The following is a 22,683-nucleotide window of genomic DNA, read 5'->3' on the forward strand; positions in this document are numbered from 1 at the left end:
CTTAATAATGTTACGAAAATCTTAGTTTTTAAGTTGGTTCAGGGTATAACAGATTATTTTGTCTTTCAAAATATTACCGTCTGTGCCGCTAATATTGCCTAATTGCAGTTCGTACACGTACCCGGGCTTTAAGGCAGCCAACGTTAAAAACACCTTTTTCCGATCCGCCGAAACCTGCACATCCGTAACCGCTACTTTTTGCGCATTAAACTGGTCGGAGCCGTATTTGGCGTGATACGCGTAATAATATTCTTTAAATTTATAGTTCTCCGGCTTACTGGCAGCAGTTACTTCGATTGGTTGAGTAAAAGTTAAAGCAAAACCGGTGGGGGTTAATTGCATATTAAGAATATCCAGCGGCAACTGACCGGCAAAAACAATGCGCTGAATGCCTTCGTCACCGGCCCAGCCGTGGTCGCTTTGGCCCACCCACAAGCTGCCATCGGGGGCAAAAGCCAGCCGGTTGTTGCCTTTGCGCAAACCCTGCCCATCCAGAAAAGGCGTACAAGCACCCTGCAACGTACCATTTACCCGTTCCAGCATTACCCGCACAATCCGTTCCTGGTTCATTTCGCCCACCAATAATTGGCCGCCAAACGGACCGAATTTGCCATTGGTATTATCAAAAACTGGTTGGGTAATAGAATTGGCTATAATATTGTGCGGAAATAATACTGCTGCCTGAGCCCGCTTTTTATTTAACTCCGCTACGGGTATTTCGAAAGGGTTCTGCTTTTTCGAGCCTTGTTCCCAAACGAGCCCCGCCGGGTGACCGTAAAATTTGCCTGCTTGCACTTCGTACAACGGACTGGTTCCCACCCAGTCGCCCTGGTTATCAGTAACCAATAAATTATTTTCGCCATCCAGCACCAAACCATTAGGCGAGCGAAAGCCGCTGGCATAAGGCAATAATTTACCCGTCGGCGTTAATTGCATAACCCAACCCCGGTAGGGCACCACCGAAAACATTTGCCGCCCATACTTGCCCAAGGTAGTAGAATCCAGTTTGCCCCGTACTTCGGGCCGCACGCCACCATTGGGCGAACCAGTATTTAAGGCGATAAATAAATTGCCTTGTTTATCTTTTACCGGCCCGTAATTAAACTCATGAAAATTACCCGAAATGCCGAAATCATCGGTTAAGGTTTCGTACAAATCGGCTTGCCCATCGCCGTCGGTGTCTTTTACCCGGGTTAGTTCCGGGCGCTGCATTACTAATATTTCCGAATTGCTAACGACTAATATTCCGAGCGGGTCGTGGAGACCGTGGGCAAATACCCGCCATTGTTTCTTTTGCGGGTTATAAATCATTATTTCGCCCCGACTAAACCCAGCCACCAACTCGCCGTTGGGCAAAAATTCTATAGCCCCGGTTTCACTTACCAGGTTGTCCGGCATTGGAATCGACTCTACGCGGTAAGCTGGGGCAGCATTAACGCCAGGTGTAGGTTTAACCGGGTCGGCGGCCATAAACCAGAAAGAGAAAAAGATTGATAAAAGCAACCAGGCTGATTTCATAACTTTACTCCCTCCTTCCGGGTCATGGTAATGCTAAAGTGCCGGGCTTGCCGCGCTGTAAGTTTTAATTTGCCACCAATCCATTTACCGGCCGTAGCTTCGTACTGCACACCATCTACCGAATCTGTTACAAACCAAACCTTTTGGCTATTATCAGGTATCCGGAAAGTCCGGATTAAGCCAGCCCCGTCGGCTTTGGGTTTAATCAGTTCGTATACTGTTATCCCGTTCAGGTTGTATTTAAATTCCGGGTAGCGTTCTCTCAGTTGATATCCTTTAAAAGCCACGGACGGAATATTTTCGGGTTGATTCAGCCGTAGCGGGTATGGCGTTTTATCGCGGTAAAATACCTGGCCTATAATAATGCCGTAAGAATCGCCTTTGCCTTTCCATGAATCTGAATTATCTAAAAAGCCACCTTGCCAGGCGTAACGCAACCGGCAGGTACCGGCATCCCAACAGTAAGATAGCTCCTGGGGTAAACTAACCGCAATAGCCGCCGGACTCGCATCGGGCATAAAAACCCGGTACAAAAAAGGTGCTTGCAGTTCGTACGGATGAGCCGGTTTGGCCGTAGTTGCGGGGTGAGCAGTATGCCTATTACCGTTGGCAGCACCCCTAGCAGCAATAATATTTTCGGTACGGCGAGCAGGCGGAATATTTAAATCATTTGCTAGCGGCAAAGCAACTTCGCCCACGTACATGGCGCCGTACATAATAACTCCGTGGCCGGGATAGGTGCACACGTACGGATAAACGCCCGTAGTTTTAGGTGTAGTAAAAGTTATGGATTTTGTTTCGTCTGGCTCCAGCACGGGTATGCTCCAAAGCACTTGTGGCGAAGGGGGAATAAAATTCAGTTTCAGACCCTGCTCACCCAACTTTAAAGCCGCATTTACCACCGCATCGCGGGCTCCCGGCCGGGTAATTACCAGGTTATGGCTCATATCGTCGGTGTTCGTTAAAATTAATTTAACCCGGGCATTCGGCTTCACCTGAAAACGCACCACATTGTACTGCAAACCGGCTATGGCTTTTATATGCACCGTCGTAACCGAATCTGCTACCGGATGGGCGTGCACCGGCAAAGCCAGCAGCAAAACCAGCCACACGTATATCCATTGGTAATATTTAAGCACGCGGAACAGAAGCAAATTATTTTCTGGCACTTTCAACTACTTCAACAAATTCAGGGTTTTCTATTTTGTACCCGACCAAAACGGTATGTCTGCCTCCCCAGTCCGTAAGTACCCGCTGATTGGCTTCACGACATGTACCTGGTTAAACTGCCGGGAACATTTGCTGGTAGTGAGCCGAAGGTTCCATGATACCGGCACTGCGCTGGTAAAACTCCTTAGATAACTCAAAAACGCCGTTGCGGGCCTGCGACCACGAAGCGCCCGCCGCCGGATTATATTTTATCATCTCGGCCCAGTTGCGGTAATTCATATCGCCGTTAGTTTCCATCAGCCCCATGCCTAAGCCCGGGAAAGGTGCAATCCGGCCGGCCAGGTTGCGGTGCCAGTCTATTAAAATGGGGTTTACCGTTAAATCGGCGCACAAGCACGGCACATTGCGGTCGGCGGCCAGTTTGGCTAATTTCATAGATAAGCTCAGGGTTTTGGCAATGCCTTTGAGTACAATAGCACCGTAGCCTTGCTGCAACCGGCGCATGGCGCCGGCTTCGTCGTGTACGCTTTCGTCGCCGGCAACCCGGATACCCACATCGCCTACTTCTTCGTCATTTTTTTCGCTTAGGGGCTCTTCAATTAATAATATCTGCTCAAATGCACCTATTTTTTTGGCGTGGTCGAGATAACGCAAGAGGGTTTCTTTTTTCTCGTAGCGGGCATTGGCATCCAATGTATAAATCAGCTTGCCGTTCTTGGTTTGGTTTGTACGGGCATCTTTCAGGGTATTATGAATTTGGGTTAACTTATCGATGTCCTTCTGCAGCATTTCGGCCTGGGTGCCGGGGTGGCCGGTTTTGATTTTAATCACAAAATAACCTTGCTGCGCGGCTTTCTTTAAATCCTCCATCGGCATACCGTAAGGCACCTGGTACATAATGGCAATTTTATCGCTTTGGTGGGCAAGTGCTTTCCGGTAAGGGGCCGGAATCATGGCATCGAAGGTTTTAAAATTATTTTCGGCAGCGTACAACAGCCAGGCGGCGTTATCAACGCTTACCATGGCATTGTAAATAAAATTCAGGTTCAAATCCTGCTTACCCGTAATGCGCTTGCCCTGGGATATTACGGACGGCAATATTTTATCGAATAATTCTACCGGCGTGGTAAAAGGTACTTTCTTTGCCGTTTGCAGCGCCTTTTCGGTAAGAGCATACATCATGGCATTACCACCGGTTTCGGAGTGCGCGGCAAATAAATCGGCATCGCCGTACAAAACGCTTTGGGTACCCAGGCCTATGTTCCCTTTATAGTTTTCCGAATCTAACCGGGCTACGGCTTGCCATAACTCTGTTAAAAAACCACCTTTAAATCCAAACGGACGAATTAATTTTTCGCGTTCAAAATTAGAATCGGTACGGGTAATCCGAATGGATTTTAACTGGTCTGGCATAGCTGATTTAAATATTTCGCTCGGGCTGATATTACTCAAAGCCGCAAAAGCACCCGCATTTTTTATAAAATTTCTTCTGTTCATTTTTAAAAAATCAATTGCATTTAAGCACTGAAAAGTCCCCCTTAGGAGAGAGTAGGGGAAGGATTAATTTGAAATAAATAAGTAGCAAAAATATTCCTGCTCATAATGCTATTCTTCTTTCTTGACAGGCAATTCTATTTGCTGCTGTACTGGTCCTCCCCCTACCCCCTCCCAAGGGGGACGAAATACCTGAACAGCATAATGTGATTTATCTGAATTGCGATCGTACTTAAACTTTCCGGCTGCCTAAACTTCTTTACTTATTTTTCATACAATTCCTTACACCTTGGGTTCCCAACCTGGTTCGTAGGTGCGGCTCCAATATTTCATGGCTTCGCTGTCGTTTAGAATGTGGCCGTTTTCAGGGTTGATGTTTAGGGTATGGCCGGTACGCAGCGCAATATTGCCTAATTGGCAAAGCAGTGTACTTTTATGGCCACCCAAAATATCAGCGTTTTGTTTGGCACCTTTGCGAATGCCGTCGAAGAAGTTCTGAATATGGAAAGCATCCAGTTCTTGGGCTGGGTTGGTGAGGTTGCGGGCATCTACCAGGGTTTGGTTTTTAGCTTCTTTTACGAGTTTGTTCTTCTCGTCAAAAACCTGGTAACTATTGCCGTCAATCAGCAAAGAACCGTTTTCAGCGTAAAAAATAATGCCTGCGGTGTTGCCTTCTATTGGCCGGCCGTTGCAACTGCGGCCTTCCCATAACACGCTGGTATTATTCGGAAATTCGAGGGTGATTACCTGGGTATCGGGAGTTTGCCAGTCGTCCTGGTAACGGTAACGGCCGCCGGCCGAGGTAACACGGGTCGGGAAATCAACACCTAAGCCCCAACGAGCCAAATCTACCATGTGGGTACCGTTGTTCAGGGCTTCGCCGGTGCCCCAGTTCCAGAACCAATGCCAGTTGTAATGTACTACGTTGTCGCGGAAGGCTTGTCGGGGAGCTGGGCCTTGCCACAATTCGTAATTCAGCCAGGCCGGTACAGCGGTTTCTTTGCCTTTACCAATAGATGCCCGGTTATTGGTATACCAGGTTTTGGCAAAATAAGGCCGACCAATAATGCCGTTTTTTAAATCCTGAATAGCCGCCATTACGTTGGGCCAGGAACGCCGCTGGTTGCCCATTTGCACCACCCGCTTGTATTTGGCCGCAGCGGCCGTTACCAGTTCGCCTTCGTTGGGATTATGGCTGGCGGGTTTTTCGAGGTATACGTGCTTGCCGGCTTTACAAGCCAATATTGCCGCCGGAGCATGCCAGTGGTCTGGGGCGGCTACTACCAACGCATCTAAATTTTTATCTTCCAGCGCTTTCCGGAAGTCCGGCGCAGCTTTTGGTTTCTTTTTCTGAATGGACTCTACTGCTGCCATGCATTTTTCAGCCGCACGGCTATCAACATCGCTAATATATAAAACCTCGCAGTTTTGTTGGTTGGCATAATTGGCTGCCAGCGCCGATCCGCGACCGTTTACGCCCATTATGGCAACTTTTATACGGTCGTTGGCACCTAAAATATTGCCGTAGCTTTTGGGGCTAAACCCTGGCAAAATGCCGCCTACCGATACGGCTGCCACACCCGTAATAGCTTTTTTAATAAATTCCCGGCGATTATTATTTAAATCTTCCATAAAATAGTTGGTTGTAATAATTAAAAGCGGTGGTGTTTGAAAAATATTAAATTTTTATGAATATTTTCTTTTTGTACATCCAGTACAAAACATAGAATTCTATTAGCAATACCAGCGTACCTTTTACCAGCGAGGCATACGGCAGGCCAAATATTTTATCAAAATCCTGGCCCAAATGAATATACAGCGAACCCGAAATAAAAGAACCCAGGCCATCGGCAATAATGTAAGCCGCAATAGAATTCATCCCGATTACCATTAAAGGGAAAGCCCACTTCCGGTAATTGGCTACATCAATCAGGCCGTAAAAAAAGGTTAACAGCAAAAAGCACCAGCCCCCACTAAATAAAGTCCAGGCGGGCGTCCAGATGCGTTTTACAACGGGATTAACGCCGGTAAAATGCAGCAAAGCACCCAAGGCCAATAAAGCCAAACCAGTAATTAAGAAAAAGCGGATTTTCTCGCGGGCAGTGGTAGCGGCTTTTAACGCATTGCCAGCCAATAAACCCAAAATCATGGTACCCAGCGTAGGAATAAAGCTTAAAGTAGAATAACCACCGCCGTTGTTGGTAAAGGTATTTTCGCGCGGAAAAAGATTCAGAAACCATTGGTCGAAGGCCCAGGCAAAGTTGGTATTTTTGTTCCAGTGCGCGGCAAAACCCTGTAAGTTATGTTCCCAATCGGGCGTAACACCGGCAGCGGCATAATCGAAGGCTGCACCGGGCAAAGGATATAAAGCAAAAGCCGCCCAGTACCCAATCAGCAATAATACCAGCGCACCAATTTGTACCCGCTGCGAGTAAAAACCCAATATAAACAGGAAAACGTAGCCTAAACCAATTTGGGTTAAGGTATCCTCAAAGGTAAAATTGGTCTGCTCCGAGTGCATCGACCGCAGAAATATTCCCAGAAAGATTAATATTAGGGCTCTTACCATGGCGTGCCGCAGCAATGCACTAAAAGTGGCACCTTTGGCTAAGCGGCTGCCAATGGAAAACGGCAAGGCCACGCCCACCAGAAAAGAAAAAGAAGGCTGAATTAAATCGTGGAGCGAGCAGCCCACCCAGGGCACGTGGCTCTGGTGAAAACTCAGAAACTGCCAGAAATCGCTATCAGGCAAGGCCCGCGCTACCCGCGACAGCGACAATACTTCGGCCATCATTAGCAACATAACGAAGCCCCGGTATACATCAACGGAGGCAATGCGGCGGGTGGCTATGGTGGGGTTTATAATGGGGGCAGAAGCAACAGGAGCAGTGGCGGTTTGCATAAAGATTTAGCTTAAATATTTAATTATTAGCCAGCACCAATATTTTGGCACTAGCTAATGGCCTAATAATTTAGTTATTCTGAACTAATTTCCCAACGCCGGGTAACCATTTCAGGGCATTCTGGCGGTATATTTTATCTACTACTGTGCGCGGCAATTGCATACCTTTAAAAGCGCCGGTAACTTTGGGCACCTGCATTTGCTCGTCGGTGGTAAAAAAGCGCCAGTGCCGCAGCCAAATATTATGGGCATTTTCTTTTACTTCGGCCGGATTCTGGTTATCCTGCGCAATAAAATCGGTGGCATAAATAAGCCGATCCTGGTATTTAATAAAAAAGTCGTGTACTTTCTGCCAATCGGTTTTGGCCTGGTGCTGCAGGTGCGAAATTCGCTCGGCCATATCCACGGCCATGTTGGGGTATTTATCCAGGCGTTTGGCCAACTCGTCTACGCTCCATTCCAGGCTACCCAAATGCGCACCCACAAACCTAAGTTTCGGGTGTTTTTCCAGCATCCGGTCGCGGGCGGCAATTTGTTCTTCGTACGACGGATATTCAGGATGCAGGTACATGTGGTACTCGGGGTTTTGGCTGAAATAATCCCGGTCGCCTTTTACCGTCATTTGGGCTACCGGCAACCAGCAATTCTTGGGCTCGCTGAAATGCCCAATCATCGGAATATTATTTGCTTCCAGCAGGTTTATAATCGGGTCGAAACGCGGGTCATCAATCATTACAAACTTTCCGTCTTTGTCCCGCAACTCCAAGCCAATATTTTTCCAGCCTTTCACGGCAATAGCCCCTTTCGCAAAAGCATCTTTTAAATGGGCTAAGGTTTTTTCCTGCCAGTCAGGTTCGTGCCAGTTCTCTACCGAAAAACTAGCCACAAAAACTAGTCGCTCCGGATTAGCTTTTACCACCTGCTCTTCCATGGCGATAGAAGGCGAATTAACGCTAACCGTTATTAGCTTAAAATTATCGGCGGCCGCCTGCTGCACATAAGCCGGGTTGCTTATTGTCCGGACGTGCACGTGCGCATCAATTTTTTCGACGGAAGAAAAATCTTCAACCGTATAATATTCATTATTGGTTTTTGGCGAGTTTGTGCAGGATTGCAAAAACACAGCAAAAAAGCAAAATAGCAACTTAGCGTAAACAGGCCACTTCATAGGTAAAGTATTTACTGCGCATTAAAAAGTCATTTGGTCTTAATAATCTATTCTTTCTTCCAAAAGAATATTTGGCAAGCCAAAATAGTTGAACCGCAGCCCTATTTTAAGTTGCCGCGAAATATTAGGTTAGGACTTTCGCAAAAAATTAAAAACCTACCGCTATAGCTGTTAATCCCAGAGAACTGGCCGGTGAAAACACACGGCCAAGGCGGCTATTGCAAAAGTTCTGTAGGTAATATTTTAATTTCGGGAGGCCTGCTTCGCCTTTTGGAGCATACTTTCCAAAGAAACCGGTACACCGCCTTGCCGCTTGCTTTCGTCGGCGGCTTCCATAAACGCAAACATTTCGGTGGTTTCTTCGGCGCTCACGGGTGGCTGCCCCGTCTGGAAGAATTTAATAATCTGGGCCAGTAAAGCGTTGTAGCCGCCGTAAGGGCCTAAAGCCAAATTACCTTTCTCGCCGTAGACCATGCCGCCGTAATCTAGTTTACCGCTGCGCAAACCCCGGAACGTGCCAATCCGGCCATCGGCCCAGGTACCTACTACTACATCGGTATCGGGCGTATGCACCCGCACCACACTTTTGCAACCGGTACCCATTACGGTATAAAGCGTTTCTACCCCGTGAATACCGTACCAAACCAAATCCGGGTGGGTACTTTCCAGGTGCATCGGGCTGAAGGCTTCGGCGCCCAGTACTTTGCCTACTTTACCCTGCACTACTTCCTGGGCGCTGGGCATGTACCGCAACGACGACGACGAAAAAACCGGCACTTTGTATTTTTTAGCGACCTCAAATATTGCCATGGTATCGGCCAGCGAAGCCGCAATGGGTTTATCAATAAAAGTGGGCTTACCCGCTTTAAAAACCTGCAGGGCTTGTTCCAGGTGCAAACGACCGTCGTTGGTTTCCAGCAGCACCACATCTACCTCGTTCAGCAGTTTTTTAACAGAGTCTACAATTTTAACCCCATATTTTTGTACTTCCTCGGTGTAGCCGGGTATACGCTTGGTGCTCGATTCAATGTCGTTGCTGCCTTTGGGGTAAGCCGCCACTACTTTGTAGCCGCCGTATTCCGGAGCAGCCTGCGGGTCGTTCAGCACTTTGGTAAATGCCACACTGTGTGAGGTATCTAACCCAATAATGCCCACGCGTTTTTTTTCACGGGAAACATTCTGGCCGTATAAAGAAAAAGCACTGCCGGTAAGGCCTAATGCCAGCCCGGTGGTGGCCATACTTTTAATAAAATTTCTTCGGGAAGAACTGGATTCCTGCATTATTTAGTGGCTTTAGAAATGGTTATTGGATTAGTAACTTCAGGTTATTTTGTTATTGGCTTAGACCGAAACGGTACCGGATAATTTCGTTTTCTTATCCTGTGCCAGAAACTCTTTTACAAACTCATCGTCGTGGAGGTGCGGGTAAGCCGCGTACACCCGGTCAATTTCTTCCATTTGTCCCGCCGACAATTCTTCGTTCGGGTTTAAACACCAGCGACCTTCCAAAAGGCCTTGCCGCCGCAACACTTCGTGAATGCCCGGAATACAGCCGTGAAAATTATGGCTTGGGTCGAAGAAAGCCGCGTTGCTATCGGTAACTTCAATATTCAGGCTTAGCATCCGGTCGAAGCAGCCATTGCCGTTATTTTTAGAGGCTTTCACTTCTTCCAGCAAGGCTACGGCTTTCTTCGTCCAAACGGCCCAATGCCCGAGTAAACCGCCCACAAATTCTTTTTCAACCGGTTTTCCGTCAACCGTAAACCGATACGTGGTTAGCAAATCGGCCACAATATTATCGTCGTTGCCGGTATACAACGCAATTTCGTCGCGCCGGCTGGAGAAGCAAACAGCCCGCACCACATCCAAAGTTTGATAACGGTTAAAAGACGCCACTTTAATCGCCTGCACATTCGGAATTTCGGCAAAGGCATGCCAGAACTCGTAACTGAATATCCGGCCACCCACCGAAGGCTGCAAGTAAAAACCAAATACCGGAATTACGTCGGCTACGGCTCTTACCCGGTCTAATATTTCTTTTTCGGTCCAGCCCTGCAAACCACCCATGCTCAGCAAACCCAAATGATAACCGTGTTTCAGCGCTATCCGGGCTTCTTTAACAGCCTGTTCTGTAGGCCCCACTAGGCCGGCTACTTTAAGAAAAGGTCGGTTTAGGTTAGCAGCGGCTATTTCTTCAGCGGCCAGTTGCAGTACAGTCTCGTAAAGATTTACTTCCGGGTCGCGGATTTCGAACTGGGTACTGTGTACACCTACGGCTACCCCGCCCGCACCGCTGGCTATATAATAGCGGGTCAGGCCGCGTTGCCGGGCTTCATCGAGTTTGCGGTCTTGGTTTAGGGCCAGCGGGTGCGCCGGAATAACGGTACCCGCGTCTAAAAATGCTTTTAATTGAGGATCTAAGGTTGCTGTGCTCATATCTTAAAACTTGCCGTCTCTTTCCTGAAAATGGGTAGGTTTGTTGTGGGTTTTACCGCCGCCCTGCAGCCAGGTAACGGTTACATCTATCATTTGCCGCAAGGTTACACGGGGATAACCAAACAAGCGGTGCGCTTCGGAAGCGTTGCTGAGCAGTGCCGTAGGCTGTACTTCGTTTATAAATATGGGCTCTTTGTTCAGCAGCACACCAAACTGCTCGGCCAGCCATTTGATAGATACGGTTTCAGGGCCAGTTACATTTAATATTTTAGCGGGTACACTGGTGTGTTTCAGCGCCCGGATAGCTATTTCGTTCGCATCGCCCTGCCAGATAACATTTACGTTGCCGGTGGTTAAATCAATGGCGCGACCTTCATTTACGGCTTTCGCTACTTCCAGTAATATACCGTACTTAAAATCGACGGCATAATTCAGGCGGTACAACAGGGTCGGAATCTGATACTTATCAGAAAAATATTGAAATATTCGTTCACGGCCCAGGCAGGACTGCCCGTACTCGCCTACCGGACCGGTCGGATGATCTTCGGTTAAACCGCCGGAAGTTACGGGTGCAAACGGATAAACATTACCAGTAGAAAACGCCACAATGCGCGAATTTTTATATCGCTCGGCCACCCGGCCCGGCAAGTAAGCGTTCATGGCCCAGGTAAAAGCTTCTTTACCGGTAGTTCCAAATTTATTACCCGCCAGATAAAGCACATTGGCAGCATCGGGCAAAGCCGCTAAATGATCTTCGTTTAATAAATCGGCGGCATAGGTCTCAATGCCATCGGCTTCCAGTTCGGCTTGCGTTTGCGGATCAGAGAAGCGGGAAACGCCAATGATGCGTTTTTTTATACCGGCCTGATCTACGGCTTGTTTGGCTAAACGGGCCATGCTAGGCCCCATCTTACCGCCCACGCCTAACAAAATAATATCGCCTTCTATGTCGTACAGATCGGTAATTAAGGCATCCGAAGGCCGTAATAATTCTCTTTCTAAAGCTTCTAAATCACTCATTTTAATATTTTAATCTGGAAATCTTTATTTCAGAAACAATTCGTTTACATTACTAAAAGCCAGGCCTATTAATATTACTAAGCCTAAAGCACCGAATATTTTAACCGTTAAGGAGTTTTTCAGTGGCCCCATAATTTTACCATCGTTGGCTACCGCAAACATGGCAATACCAATAAATGGCACCAGGAAAATCGTAACACTTTGGGCAAAAACAATTAGTTCGAGGGGCAGTTTACCAAACTGAATGGCTATGACAGCGCCTACCACCATTACCAGGGCAATAAGTAACCGAACCACTTTGGAATTTAAACTGCTGCCGTAGCCCAAAGCATCGCCCAGCAACGTACCGCCTACCGAGGCATTACCTACCAGCGAAGAAAATGAAGCGCCGAACAAGCCGGTTAAAAACAAGGTAGAAGCATAATGACCAAAAAGCGGCTCCAGCGCTTTGGCCATTTCGGAAGCGCTGCTCACTTTAATGCCCTGCGGATTTAAAACCGCCGCCGCACAGATTAGCACAATTGCACTCATTACGCCCAAAATAATAATACCGGTAATGCTATCGCTCCGGCTACCCGCCGCTTGCGGGTTATTCTTCTTTCTTTCCTGCACCAAATAAGATTGGTAAAAAGCACCTACAATAGAAAAACAGGAAGCCGTAAAAGCAATTACCAGCCCCAGCGAACCAGTTGGCACCGAAGGCACAAAACCGCCGGCAATACCGGCTACATCAGGCTTGGCCAGAAACAAAGTGGTAATAAAAGCAAACAGCATCAGCCCCACCAGAAAAATCATGAGCTTTTCGAGTACTTTGTAAAAGGCCCGGAAAAACAACAAAGCAATACCCAACACATTAAATATTATTACCCAAAGTATGGGCGAAGTGCCATTGGCTTCGGCGATGGAAATACCCACTCCGATAGAATTACCCGCCTGAAAGGAAGTAGTCACAAAAAATACGCCCAGGCCAATAGCAATGGCCGCGCCTTTTCCCCATTTCTGCCGGATAGCGCTCAGCAACGATTGATCCGTAGCTTCGCCAATGCGGGCACTCATTACGGTAAAAATGGTCATGAAAAATATGGCCACTGCCACAATCCACAACAAAGCGTAGCCGTATTCGGCGCCCAGTTTAGACGTGATGGTCATTTTGCTGGGCCCAAATACCAGTGCCGCTGTAATAATCCCCGGTCCTAAGGAGCGTAGCCACCGCATGGCCGAAGGTAAAAAGCCCTCCGCCTGGTAATCTGCCGCCGCTGCCGGTTTAACACCCGTTTGTGCCTCTTTAGTATTTGTGTTCATGCTATCTTTTATGGTTTTGTTCAGCGCTTATGTGGTGGTGCTATTTGCCCCGGCAGAATATTTAATAACAACTTCAGGTTTAGGCAATCATTCCTTTACCGGAATAAAAGCCAGCTCCTGAAGCTGTTAATATACTTAAATTTTATTAATACCCTTCGTTCTGTGCCAACACATTGGGTGCTGCCTGATCAATTTGGGGCAGCGGAATTGGCAAATATTTATGGAAAGCTTTTGGTGCAAGGCTTACGACCAGCGGCGTTTTGGTGGTATTGTTGTAAATTCTTTCCTCCGCTGTCATTACGGTGGTATACCGGCTGGTACGCATTAAATCAAACCAACGCTCATTTTCGTAAGCAAATTCTAATTGGCGCTCTAACAACAATTTATCTATAAAAGCATCCCGGTTCGGAATATCTGCTAAAGAATAATTATGAGCAGCATCGCCAAAAGCCCGCTCTCTAACTTTGTTTAATTGCGCTAAAGCCTGGTCGGGCTGGTTTAGTTCATAAAGCGTTTCGGCGTACAATAAAATCATATCGGCTAAGCGCAGTACCGGCAAATCTAAACCAGAAGCCCCGTAGGTGTGCGGCACGGCGTATTTGCTTACGAAAGGTAACCACACCAATGGGTCATTAGGCCGATTTGGGGCGCGCCACATTTCGGTAATAGTAGCGGCTTTGCGGGTATCGCCTTCTTCGTATTTTTTGTGCAGGCTCCAGGAAGGCAACGCTACTTCCGCACCACGGTCAACTACGCCCGGTGCCCCCGCATTCGGAATAAAATCGGTAGACAAGCCGTGCCCGTTGGTACCTTCTACGTATTTTAAGGCAAATATTACTTCGCTGTTATCTTCGGTGGTTAACTTCCAGAGATTGGCAAAATTTGGCACCAGGCTGTAGTTAAAATCGCGGAATAATTGTTCCAGGTAGGTTTTGGCATTTGGCCAGTCTTTCCGGTAAACATAAACTTTTCCCAGTAAGGCTACCGCCGCGGCTTTAGAGGCCCGGCCCCGGGCAATGCTGGTTTGTACCGGCAGCTTGTCAATAGCATCTTTTAAGTCTTCTATAATCAGGTTATAGATTTCTTCCTCGGAGTTCCGGGGTACCTGGCGCGATTCATCAATACGCGTAAGCGGAACGGTAACTTTAGGCACCCCGCCAAATACCCGCACCAAATCAAAATAGGTCAGGGCCCGCATAAATTTAGCCTCGCCAATAAATTGGTCTTTCTGAGCGGCTTTGTAATCGGTAGGTTTATCAATATTATTCAGCACCGAATTGGCCCGGAAAATAATATTGTAATTGCTTATCCAAAAATTATTTAACAAGGGGTTGGCCGAAGTAGGCGCCAGTACATCCAGTTCGGGCGCACCAGCTACCGAAGTATTAGACGATAAATAAAGATTATCGGTGGGCACCTCTAGCAATAAATAATCGCCGGGTTTTCGGGCTTGCATGCGGCTGTAAACCCCCAAAACCGCTTGATCCATATCTTTGGCCGAGTTAAAGAAATTAGCCGTGGTTAATAATGATTCCGGATTTGGTTCTAATAATTCCTGGTGGCAAGCGCCCAAACCCAACGACCAGCATAACAGGCTTGTAATTAATATTTTATTCTTTTTCATTGCTGCTTAAATTAAACTTTAGAAACTTACATTAAGGCCCACCGTGAATACCCGGTTAATGGGCTCCGAACCATTAGCATTGTAACCCGGCATACTGTTTACCCCGCCAATTTCGCCGGCCGTATAGCCTTCCGGATTGTAGCCATGGAAATTTTTATCGGTTACCATTAGTAAGTTATTAATGGAAGTATACACCCGTAAACTGTTCATGCGGAACTTTTCGGCAATGCCAACCGGCAAGGTATAGCCCAGGTTTAAGTTCCGGACGCTCAGGAAAGAAGCATTTTCGATGTAAATATCAGAAGCCCCCTGGAAGTTTAGCTGGCTAAGTGCGGCGGCTGGCATTTTGCCATCGCCGGGTTCTGCCGGCGACCACCACTGGGTTTCTACCAAAGAGCGGCGCATGGCACCCAGCACGTTGCCCTGGTAAGACTGGTTTTCGAAAGTGTACATTTTAGCCCCCAAAGAAGCTTGCATAGTAATATTTAAATCAAAATTCTTCCAGGCAAAATCATTAGACATACCCAGGAATAATTTAGGCTGAAAGTTGCCCAAAATAACCCGATCTTGCGGATCAATTTTATTATCGCCGTTAACGTCCTGGTATTTAGGGTTACCGGGTTTTGAACCAGCCAGTACCGGCGAATTCTTTACTTCTTCAGCATTTTGTAAAACACCAATGGTGCGGTAACCATAGTACGAGAACATCGGCTCCCCTACCCGCAATAACCAACTCATGCCGTAAGTATCGGTAACCGTTCTTTCCTGAAGGCCGCCCAAAGAAACTACTTCGTTGCGGTTCCGCGACACATTGAAGAAAGTCGACCATTTAAAATCGCCGGTCAGGTTTTTGGTGTTTAATTCTAATTCTACCCCTTTGTTCCGGATTTCGCCAATATTAGAGAGCGTTCCGGTAAAGCCGGTAATAGCCGGAATGGCCACATTGTATAATTGATCGGTGGTGGTTTTATCGTAAAAATCCAGAACCATATTTATCCGGTTCTGAAACAAGCCTAACTCAACGCCAAAATCATAGCTGTTGGTTTTTTCCCATTTGAGTTTATCGTTCCCGAACGAAGTCTGCGCCATGCCTTTCGCAAACACATTATTAGGCGAATAATTAACGCTCGTGATTCCACCTAAATAACTAAAATTACCAATGTTAAAATTACCGGTAGCACCGTAGCTTCCGCGCAGCTTCAGTTCACTAACAGCCGGAATATCTTGCATAAAACCTTCCTGCGATACGCGCCAGCCCACAGAAGCCGAAGGGAAATATCCCCATTTATTATCCGGCGCAAACCGCGAACTGCCATCGGCGCGTAAGGAACCCGACAGTAAATATTTTTCTTTAAAAGCATAATGCAGGCGGCTGAAATAAGAAACCAGACCCCAACCTTCGCGGTAAGAAGAAGTACCAGCCGGGTTAATAATGGCATTATTTAGGGTATGAATAATATCGTTGTTAAAAGAACCAGGCACCGCGGCTAATGAGGTACTGCGGGAAGTACTTTGCTGGTAAGACGCTCCCAATAAACCACTAACCTCATGTATGTCTTTAAAAGTACGGTTATAGTTCAGGGTATTTTCGTTTAACAGGTTGATGGTGCGGTAGTCGCTGGCCGAACCGCTGGTGGAGCCGCTGTTGGTAGCAAAACTGGCCTGGAAATAATCCGAAGAACCAGAAGAAATATTGGTACCCACCGAGGTTCTGAAGTTCAGGCCTTTTAATAGTTCAAGGCTCAGGTACGCTTCTCCTACATTATTTAAAGCGCTGGAAGTATTAAAAGTACCGTTCAGAATGCCGTTTGGGTTGGCTTGCGAGGTAACATTCTGGCCCCAGTAATCTCTGGCCTTCGGATAAGTACCATCGGGATTGCGGGGCGCTACAAACGGCGGATATTTTACCAGGCTTACCATTAAAGAACCGGCATCGCGTCGTTTGGCATACGATGGATTCAGCAAGAAACCCATGTTAATTATTTTATTGACTTTTACATCTACGTTGGCCCGCACGCCATAAAATTTATAAGAAGCCGTTTTAACAATTCCTTCTTCGCCGTTGTGCGTGGCCGATACATAATATTTAACGGCATCGGTACCGCCACTTACCGAAAAATTATAGCTTTGGATAGGCGCCCGCTGCAAAACTTCGTCCTGCCAAATGGTTTGGGGTTCTTCTTTAATAATGGGGTTTACCTGGTATTGCGCCGGACGACGCGGATCGCCCCAAACCGGGATAGACGGATCGCCGCCCGCCCAGGCAAATTCGCGGTTCTGATATTTTACTACGTAATTGTAATATTCCTCTCCGGTTACCCAGTCGTCGTGCAACATGGGTTTGGAAACGCCATAGTAGGTATTAAAATTTAATTTAGGTTTACCGGTCTGGCCTTTTTTGGTGGTAACAATAATTACCCCGCCGGCCGCTCTGGAACCGTAAATAGCCGCCGAAGAAGCATCTTTTAACACCTCAATCGATTCTACATCGTTCATGTTTATCTGCCCCAGGCTACCCCCCGGAAAACCATCAATCACCACCAGCGGATCGTTACCGGCATCAATAGAACCCGCTCCCCGAATCCGGATTAAAGGCGCTGCACCCGGTGTACTACGGGTTTGCGCAATATTAACCCCGGCCAAACGGCCTACGAGCGCTGTTTCGGGCCGGCCCGCTGGTACCTGATCCAATATTTTATTTTCAATTTTTGCAACTGCTGCGGTAACAGAACTTTTTTTCATGGTGCCATAACCCACTACCACTACTTCTTGCAGGGCTTTGGCATCATCAGACAAAGTTACATTTATCGCGCCTGCGCCGGAAAAAGAGACTTCTTTGGTAACCGAACCAATGTAAGAAAATATTAAAGTGCCGGCCGTTTCGGGTACGCGTAAAGCAAAATTGCCATTGGCATCGGTAGTGGCCCCCACCGAGCCGCCTTTTAATAACACCGTTACCCCAGGCAATGCCTCGCCCCGTTCCGATACTACCTTGCCCGTAATTTCCCAGTCAACTAACCTTACTGCTGCGCGGGCTGCGGCCACACTACTGCTGGTGCTGGCCGTGGCGCCCTGCCCTGGCCCGGCCAGGAGCAGCAAACAGGCCAGATAAGGCCAACCATTCGTAAATTTTTTCATGCTACTTAATTATTAGGTTTTTGTTTGGTGTTAAAATCTATCTTATCTAAAAGGCTTCAAGCAAATAATACTTATGTAAATAGATAAATTTAAATTAAATGTGTTCGTACACGCATTATGTTAAATTTTCAGTTCTTAAATCTATACTTTCAAGAAATTTTCGATTAAATTACTTAAAGGGTGCAGGCGTAATTTATATAGCTGTATTTTATTGTTAATAGTAGATTTTAAGGTAGAAGCTAACTTAAAAAGAAGCGCTATTCTGCTTTATATTAATTTCAATCTACGCTGCCGTTCTCTTTTACGCGCTCCTGCACCCTTAAATTACACGGAAAAAATTATAAAAAAAATACTTTAAGTAATTTTAGTAGGAGAAAATCAAAATTTAAGGTTCGTACACACAAAAGAATAATTACATTGCTTTATGTTATTACCTTAAATTAATAGGAAGAGAACTTTAATTATTTAGACCAGACAAGATTGTTAGCTTAAATATTGAAGTTGCTTGTTATCCAAAGCGAACCAATCACCTATAAAGCACCAAAACTTAATCCCTTGGCTGGTTGTTTTCACTTATAATAGTTTAGCAGAAGTTTTAAGATTGACGGTAAAAACACCATAACTCGGGCTAAACGCAGCCTTGCATTGCCCGGGTACTTTAGCCCCGGGTTTTTAGCACCCCTGACTGAAGTCAGGGGCCATTCAAAGGCAGGCGATTGAAAAAGGTGTATGTAGTGTATATTTTCTCTTAGCTGACAACTATGGCGCTGGCTTCCGCTCAAAATCAAAACACCAAACAGCTTCCATATTAGCCCACAAAATTAGTAGCGGTACCAATATTACCCCCGTCTACGCTGGTTTAATTCTTACCGGCTGTTCTTAAGTTCTTTACTTCCTCGGCAGCAACGGCACTGGCTTTGTTGCCAAACTGGTAGCGCACATACGTAAGCACCTCAGCAATATTTTTATCGCTTAGGAATGTAAATGCCGGCATTTGCTGGTTATATTCTACGCCTTTTACTTTTACCGGGCCCGATAAGCCGTGCAGCACAATTTTAATTAAAGCATTTTTATCCAGTACCTGCTCCGCACCCTGCAAAGGCGGAAACGTTTCGGCTACGCCGTTACCATCTTTTTTATGACAGGAAACACAATATTGCTCGTACACAATTTTGCCGGGAGCAATTAAATCAGGTAAGGTTGACGGGGTAGCTGACGCGGTTGTTTGGGCTACAATTTGTACGGGTGCTTTGGTTATAGGCTCTCCTTGCTTTATCCGGTAAAGCCGGATGATGCGATCGTCAGCGGGTTTAGGAAAGCCTTCGGCGGGGTTCCAGTCTTTGTTGCTTGTAGCTATATAAATATCGCCGGCCGGCGAAACCACCACATCGCGCAAGCGGCCATAAGCTTTATCTAAATATATTTCTTCTTTTGTTATTGCTGTGCCGGCGCTGTTTAGTTTAAGCACCCGGAACGTTTGGGTTTTAAGCGTAGTGAGTAAAACCGCATTGCGCCACTCCGGTATGGCAGTGCCATTGTAAAACTCGATGCCGGCCGGCGCAATTACAGGCGTCCAGGCGATTAAAGGTTCTGTTACTTGGGTGGTGGTGCAAAAAGCTTTTTCTGCCGGCTGGTCGCAGTAGCCTTCTACCGTGGGCCAGCCGTAATTATTACTTTTCTGAATTAGGTTCAACTCGTCGTTGCTGGCATCGCCGTGCTCGGAACTGTAGAGGTTACCGTTGGGGCCCCAAACCAAACCCTGTGCATTGCGGTGCCCCCACGACCACACCAGGCTGCCGGGTATCGGGTTATCGGCCGGCACCGAGCCATCCAGGTTCATTCTTAATATTTTGCCATTGATAGAGCTCTTATCCTGCGCGTTTTTTCCTACGTTCAGGTCGCCGGTAGTCATAATAATTTTGTTATCCGGCGAAATTACCAACCGCGATCCGTTGTGGCCGTTTGCCCCCGGAATATTATCTAGTAAAACAACCGGGCTAGTTAAGGTATCGCGCTGATAAGTATACCGCACCAACCGCGACTTCACCGCTTCGCCTTGCAGGTAAGTATAATCCAGAAACACATAAGGCGATTTTTTAAAATCGGGATGCAGCGCCATGCCCAATAAACCCATAGAGCGGCGGCGGTAAACATCCGGAATTTTCAGCATTATTTTTTTCTCGCCGGTAGCCGGGTTTAGTTTGCTCACGGCACCACCCTGCTCGGTAAACCAAATATTATTATCGGGTCCCCACACCATTTCCCAGGGTACATCCAAACCCGATGCCACCGTACCCACCCCAATTTGGGTAGAATCCAGGGTAATTAATGTTTCTACGGGAGTGGTAAACAGTAGCGCTTTCCCTGGGCTATTACTACCCATCCCTAATTTATGCTGACAGCCCAACAGCGGCAGAAAACAAAACAGCAAAGCGCTTAAAGAAGAAATTTTCATGTAATTCGTAATCAGAAAACCGGCCTCGCCTGAAGGCTGCAAGCGGCTAACGCATTAACCGCTAATATTATAAGCTTACCTTTAACGGCGACCAGCTATTTAGTTTTTTGTTCATTTCCAGTTCAAAAACGTACATCCAGTCGCTGTTATTTGTGCCGTTGGCCAGGTGGTGGTGCCCGTTCTGATCGAGCTGGTATCCGGCCGGATTCTGCAGAAACCGGGTTTTCGAGAACACTTCTTCGTACTGTTTCCGGAGCACCGGAAAATTATTAACGTACTGTTGAACCTGCTGCGCAGCTTCCTTCTTTTGCCGGGCAACTTTGGTTTTGTCGTATTCGGCCAGGAGCAATAATAATTTAGCCGGATAAATCTGGAGTTCGTTCATCTGGTTAAAAAGTGCCAGGTTATAAGTATTGCGTATAGCGGCGGTTTGGGCTTTGGCAATGGTTTCCTTAATCTGGTTATAACGCTGTACCTCGGCCTGGGCTTTATTTATTTTTTCCTGGTATTGCTTACTCCAGTCACCATTTTTCCGGGCATCGGGCAACTCTATTAAATCAATATCTTGGGGGTAATTATTCCGGTAACCTTTGTCCAGGAGGGCTTTCTCCCAGAATACCAGCGCATCCTCCAAATTATTCTGAAACTCAAAGGAAGCACTGCTTAAAGCCGGACCGTAAAAACGATGGCGGTATAAGGCATTCACCGCATCGGCCGAAAGGTCTTCGTGGTTCCAGCTAAACAAAGCAAAATTGTAAAGTCCGCGCCAGACGGTTTCGTGGTGCGGCGAGCAATCGTCCCAAACGGTGCATAAAATACCGTCCATCTTCTTTTCGGCGGCAATGCGACTAAAATCTTTTATAGATTCTAAATTCGAATTTTCGCGCGGTAACATCGGCCACATGGTTTGGGCCGCTGTGGCCGCCATTACTTTTAAATTATTTTGTTTGTACCAGTCAATCGCCTTTTTATTGCCGTAAATATCGGGTGTTTTGTAGTTCCAGCGCATGTAAACGCATTCTTTCGGAAACAAAGGCAAATTTTGAGTTAGTTGCGATTGCTTGGCTTGCCAGATGCTATCAATCCGCTGTTTGGGCATACGTTCGTTGTGAGTAGTTTCGTAAACGCCCGATAATTTAAAAAGCATATCGTCCCAGAATATGGGAATGCGGTTGTGCTGGCGGGCATACTCGGTTACCTTGCCTAACCAGTACATTTGCAATTCCAGCGGGCTTTTGCCGGATTTTTTCGCCAGTTCCGATACGCCTAGTTTGCCTACTTCGTCGCCGCCAATGTGCAAATATTTGCCGCTGGGGGTTGCGGCCAGCGCATCGTCGTAAAGCGAAAACTGCAACTCATAGGTTCTGGGATTGAGCGGGTCGAAAGCCCAGTCAGATTGAGCATCGTCGCGTAAAGGCTTGTACTGGTCGTGCTTTAAAATAAAAGAAGCATGGCCTAAACCTTGTACCAAAGGGCTGATTTGGATATTTCGTTCCTGGGCGTAGCGGCTGATGGCGGCAAATTCTTCTATCGAAATAGCGTGGCTGGCCCCTACTACCGGCGCGCCCCGGTACCGCAGCTTATCTTCAAACTCTACTATAATGGCGTTTACCTTTACCTGGGCCAGGCGGTCGATCATGTCGTAATAATAATGGCCGGCATCCAGGTGGTGTTTTAAATCCAGGTGCACCGAGCGGTAAGCCACTTCCGGAAAATCGGTAATTTTAACGGCCGGAATAGCAATATTCTGGTCACGGGCATCTTCCAGGAGCTGGTTCAGGGTTTGGCAGCCGTAAAACAAGCCGGCCTGGTCGCGGGCCGAAATATTAATGCCGTTAGGCGTTACCTGCAACAAATAGCTTTCGGGCGCTGCGGGTACCTGGTTATCCTGGGTAATGGTTAGGGTAATTATTTCTTTGCCGGCGTTAGCGGCCAGGGGTATATTTTTGAGTAAGCCGTACAAAACCGGTTTGGTAGCCGCACCTTGCAGGTAAATACCCTTTACGGTGGTATAAGGCAAGTTGCCTCCGGGTAGCATTTCTATCTTTTGGGGTTGCGGCAATAATTTAAACTGCGCCGGAAAATCTGCCGGCACCGGATCGGCCGCCAGGTTTTTGAATAAGACTAAAACAAGTAAGAGTTGGCCGAAGATAAATTTCATTTGTTTAAAGTTAAGCTACAGAAAAAATTATTGCTTGCGCGGAATACACTGCTTTACTAAAAATCCGGAATGCTTTACAGGTAATATTTGCCAGATTTTTACAGTTTTTATTTTTGTATTAACCAAACATAAACATTTCCGAGTACAACTCAAACAGGTAAGCGTAAAAAATGTGCTCGTACACATTAATATTTTTCGGATAGCTTTATAACTACTTTCTTTACTGTCTTAAATAATTATTTATAGCCTGTGTAAACAGCCAATTTTTATTTTAACTGTTATAGGTGATAGAATT

14 protein-coding genes are annotated in these 22,683 nt (G+C 46.8%); all 14 read right to left on the reverse strand.

Features of this window, described 5'->3' with window-relative positions; all coding sequences use genetic code 11:
- Positions 1-21: 21 nt before the first annotated feature.
- The 14 genes from F0145_RS13020 to F0145_RS13085 all read right to left on the reverse strand — a co-directional run bounded on the left by F0145_RS13020 (position 22) and on the right by F0145_RS13085 (position 22,388).
- Complete coding sequence (locus F0145_RS13020) at positions 22-1,518, reverse strand: PQQ-dependent sugar dehydrogenase (RefSeq protein ID WP_223816032.1); 1,497 nt, start codon at positions 1,516-1,518, stop codon at positions 22-24.
- Entirely contained in the window at positions 1,515-2,672 is a 1,158-nt protein-coding gene (locus tag F0145_RS13025) for a plastocyanin/azurin family copper-binding protein (protein WP_223816033.1), read from the reverse strand. Before F0145_RS13025 ends, F0145_RS13020 begins: the two co-directional genes overlap by 4 nt.
- Positions 2,673-2,799: 127 nt before the next feature.
- Positions 2,800-4,185: an enolase C-terminal domain-like protein gene (locus F0145_RS13030; RefSeq protein WP_150088855.1), complete on the reverse strand. Its 1,386-nt coding sequence runs from the start codon at positions 4,183-4,185 to the stop codon at positions 2,800-2,802.
- Positions 4,186-4,464: 279 nt separating this feature from the next.
- Positions 4,465-5,814 (reverse strand): Gfo/Idh/MocA family protein, encoded by a 1,350-nt coding sequence (locus F0145_RS13035; protein ID WP_150088856.1) that lies wholly within the window; start codon positions 5,812-5,814, stop codon positions 4,465-4,467.
- Positions 5,815-5,860: 46 nt separating this feature from the next.
- A complete protein-coding gene (locus F0145_RS13040) occupies positions 5,861-7,084 on the reverse strand; it encodes an acyltransferase family protein (RefSeq protein WP_150088857.1) in 1,224 nt (407 codons plus the stop codon).
- Between the two features lie 70 nt (positions 7,085-7,154).
- Positions 7,155-8,252, reverse strand: coding sequence for an amidohydrolase family protein (locus F0145_RS13045; RefSeq protein WP_150088858.1), 1,098 nt, complete (start codon positions 8,250-8,252; stop codon positions 7,155-7,157).
- 243 nt (positions 8,253-8,495) lie between these two features.
- On the reverse strand, positions 8,496-9,533 hold the full coding sequence (locus F0145_RS13050) for a Gfo/Idh/MocA family protein (RefSeq protein WP_150088859.1): 1,038 nt from the start codon (positions 9,531-9,533) through the stop codon (positions 8,496-8,498).
- 60 nt (positions 9,534-9,593) lie between these two features.
- Positions 9,594-10,688: a dihydrodipicolinate synthase family protein gene (locus F0145_RS13055; RefSeq protein WP_150088860.1), complete on the reverse strand. Its 1,095-nt coding sequence runs from the start codon at positions 10,686-10,688 to the stop codon at positions 9,594-9,596.
- A gap of 3 nt (positions 10,689-10,691) precedes the next feature.
- Positions 10,692-11,708: an NAD-dependent epimerase/dehydratase family protein gene (locus tag F0145_RS13060; RefSeq protein ID WP_150088861.1), complete on the reverse strand. Its 1,017-nt coding sequence runs from the start codon at positions 11,706-11,708 to the stop codon at positions 10,692-10,694.
- 24 nt (positions 11,709-11,732) lie between these two features.
- Positions 11,733-13,010 (reverse strand): Nramp family divalent metal transporter, encoded by a 1,278-nt coding sequence (locus tag F0145_RS13065; protein ID WP_223816036.1) that lies wholly within the window; start codon positions 13,008-13,010, stop codon positions 11,733-11,735.
- Positions 13,011-13,155: 145 nt separating this feature from the next.
- On the reverse strand, positions 13,156-14,634 hold the full coding sequence (locus F0145_RS13070) for a RagB/SusD family nutrient uptake outer membrane protein (protein WP_150088862.1): 1,479 nt from the start codon (positions 14,632-14,634) through the stop codon (positions 13,156-13,158).
- An 18-nt stretch (positions 14,635-14,652) separates the two neighbouring features.
- Entirely contained in the window at positions 14,653-17,772 is a 3,120-nt protein-coding gene (locus F0145_RS13075) for a SusC/RagA family TonB-linked outer membrane protein (RefSeq protein WP_150088863.1), read from the reverse strand.
- An 859-nt stretch (positions 17,773-18,631) separates the two neighbouring features.
- Positions 18,632-20,227: a PQQ-dependent sugar dehydrogenase gene (locus F0145_RS13080; RefSeq protein ID WP_223816038.1), complete on the reverse strand. Its 1,596-nt coding sequence runs from the start codon at positions 20,225-20,227 to the stop codon at positions 18,632-18,634.
- A 67-nt stretch (positions 20,228-20,294) separates the two neighbouring features.
- Positions 20,295-22,388: a glycoside hydrolase family 20 zincin-like fold domain-containing protein gene (locus tag F0145_RS13085; RefSeq protein WP_150088864.1), complete on the reverse strand. Its 2,094-nt coding sequence runs from the start codon at positions 22,386-22,388 to the stop codon at positions 20,295-20,297.
- Positions 22,389-22,683: the final 295 nt, after the last annotated feature.

Source organism: Adhaeribacter rhizoryzae (assembly GCF_008629685.1).
Classification (GTDB): Bacteria; Bacteroidota; Bacteroidia; order Cytophagales; family Hymenobacteraceae; genus Adhaeribacter; species Adhaeribacter rhizoryzae.

What these genes read in the sequence shown, in the direction of transcription:
- F0145_RS13065 (WP_223816036.1), bottom strand. Translation starts at nt 13,010, where the DNA reads ATGAACACAAATACTAAAGAGGCACAAACGGGTGTTAAACCGGCAGCG.
- F0145_RS13070 (WP_150088862.1), bottom strand. Translation starts at nt 14,634, where the DNA reads ATGAAAAAGAATAAAATATTAATTACAAGCCTGTTATGCTGGTCGTTG.
- F0145_RS13080 (WP_223816038.1), bottom strand. Translation starts at nt 20,227, where the DNA reads ATGAAAATTTCTTCTTTAAGCGCTTTGCTGTTTTGTTTTCTGCCGCTG.
- F0145_RS13035 (WP_150088856.1), bottom strand. Translation starts at nt 5,814, where the DNA reads ATGGAAGATTTAAATAATAATCGCCGGGAATTTATTAAAAAAGCTATT.
- F0145_RS13085 (WP_150088864.1), bottom strand. Translation starts at nt 22,388, where the DNA reads ATGAAATTTATCTTCGGCCAACTCTTACTTGTTTTAGTCTTATTCAAA.
- F0145_RS13045 (WP_150088858.1), bottom strand. Translation starts at nt 8,252, where the DNA reads ATGAAGTGGCCTGTTTACGCTAAGTTGCTATTTTGCTTTTTTGCTGTG.
- F0145_RS13030 (WP_150088855.1), bottom strand. Translation starts at nt 4,185, where the DNA reads ATGAACAGAAGAAATTTTATAAAAAATGCGGGTGCTTTTGCGGCTTTG.
- F0145_RS13055 (WP_150088860.1), bottom strand. Translation starts at nt 10,688, where the DNA reads ATGAGCACAGCAACCTTAGATCCTCAATTAAAAGCATTTTTAGACGCG.
- F0145_RS13060 (WP_150088861.1), bottom strand. Translation starts at nt 11,708, where the DNA reads ATGAGTGATTTAGAAGCTTTAGAAAGAGAATTATTACGGCCTTCGGAT.
- F0145_RS13075 (WP_150088863.1), bottom strand. Translation starts at nt 17,772, where the DNA reads ATGAAAAAATTTACGAATGGTTGGCCTTATCTGGCCTGTTTGCTGCTC.
- F0145_RS13040 (WP_150088857.1), bottom strand. Translation starts at nt 7,084, where the DNA reads ATGCAAACCGCCACTGCTCCTGTTGCTTCTGCCCCCATTATAAACCCC.
- F0145_RS13020 (WP_223816032.1), bottom strand. Translation starts at nt 1,518, where the DNA reads ATGAAATCAGCCTGGTTGCTTTTATCAATCTTTTTCTCTTTCTGGTTT.
- F0145_RS13050 (WP_150088859.1), bottom strand. Translation starts at nt 9,533, where the DNA reads ATGCAGGAATCCAGTTCTTCCCGAAGAAATTTTATTAAAAGTATGGCC.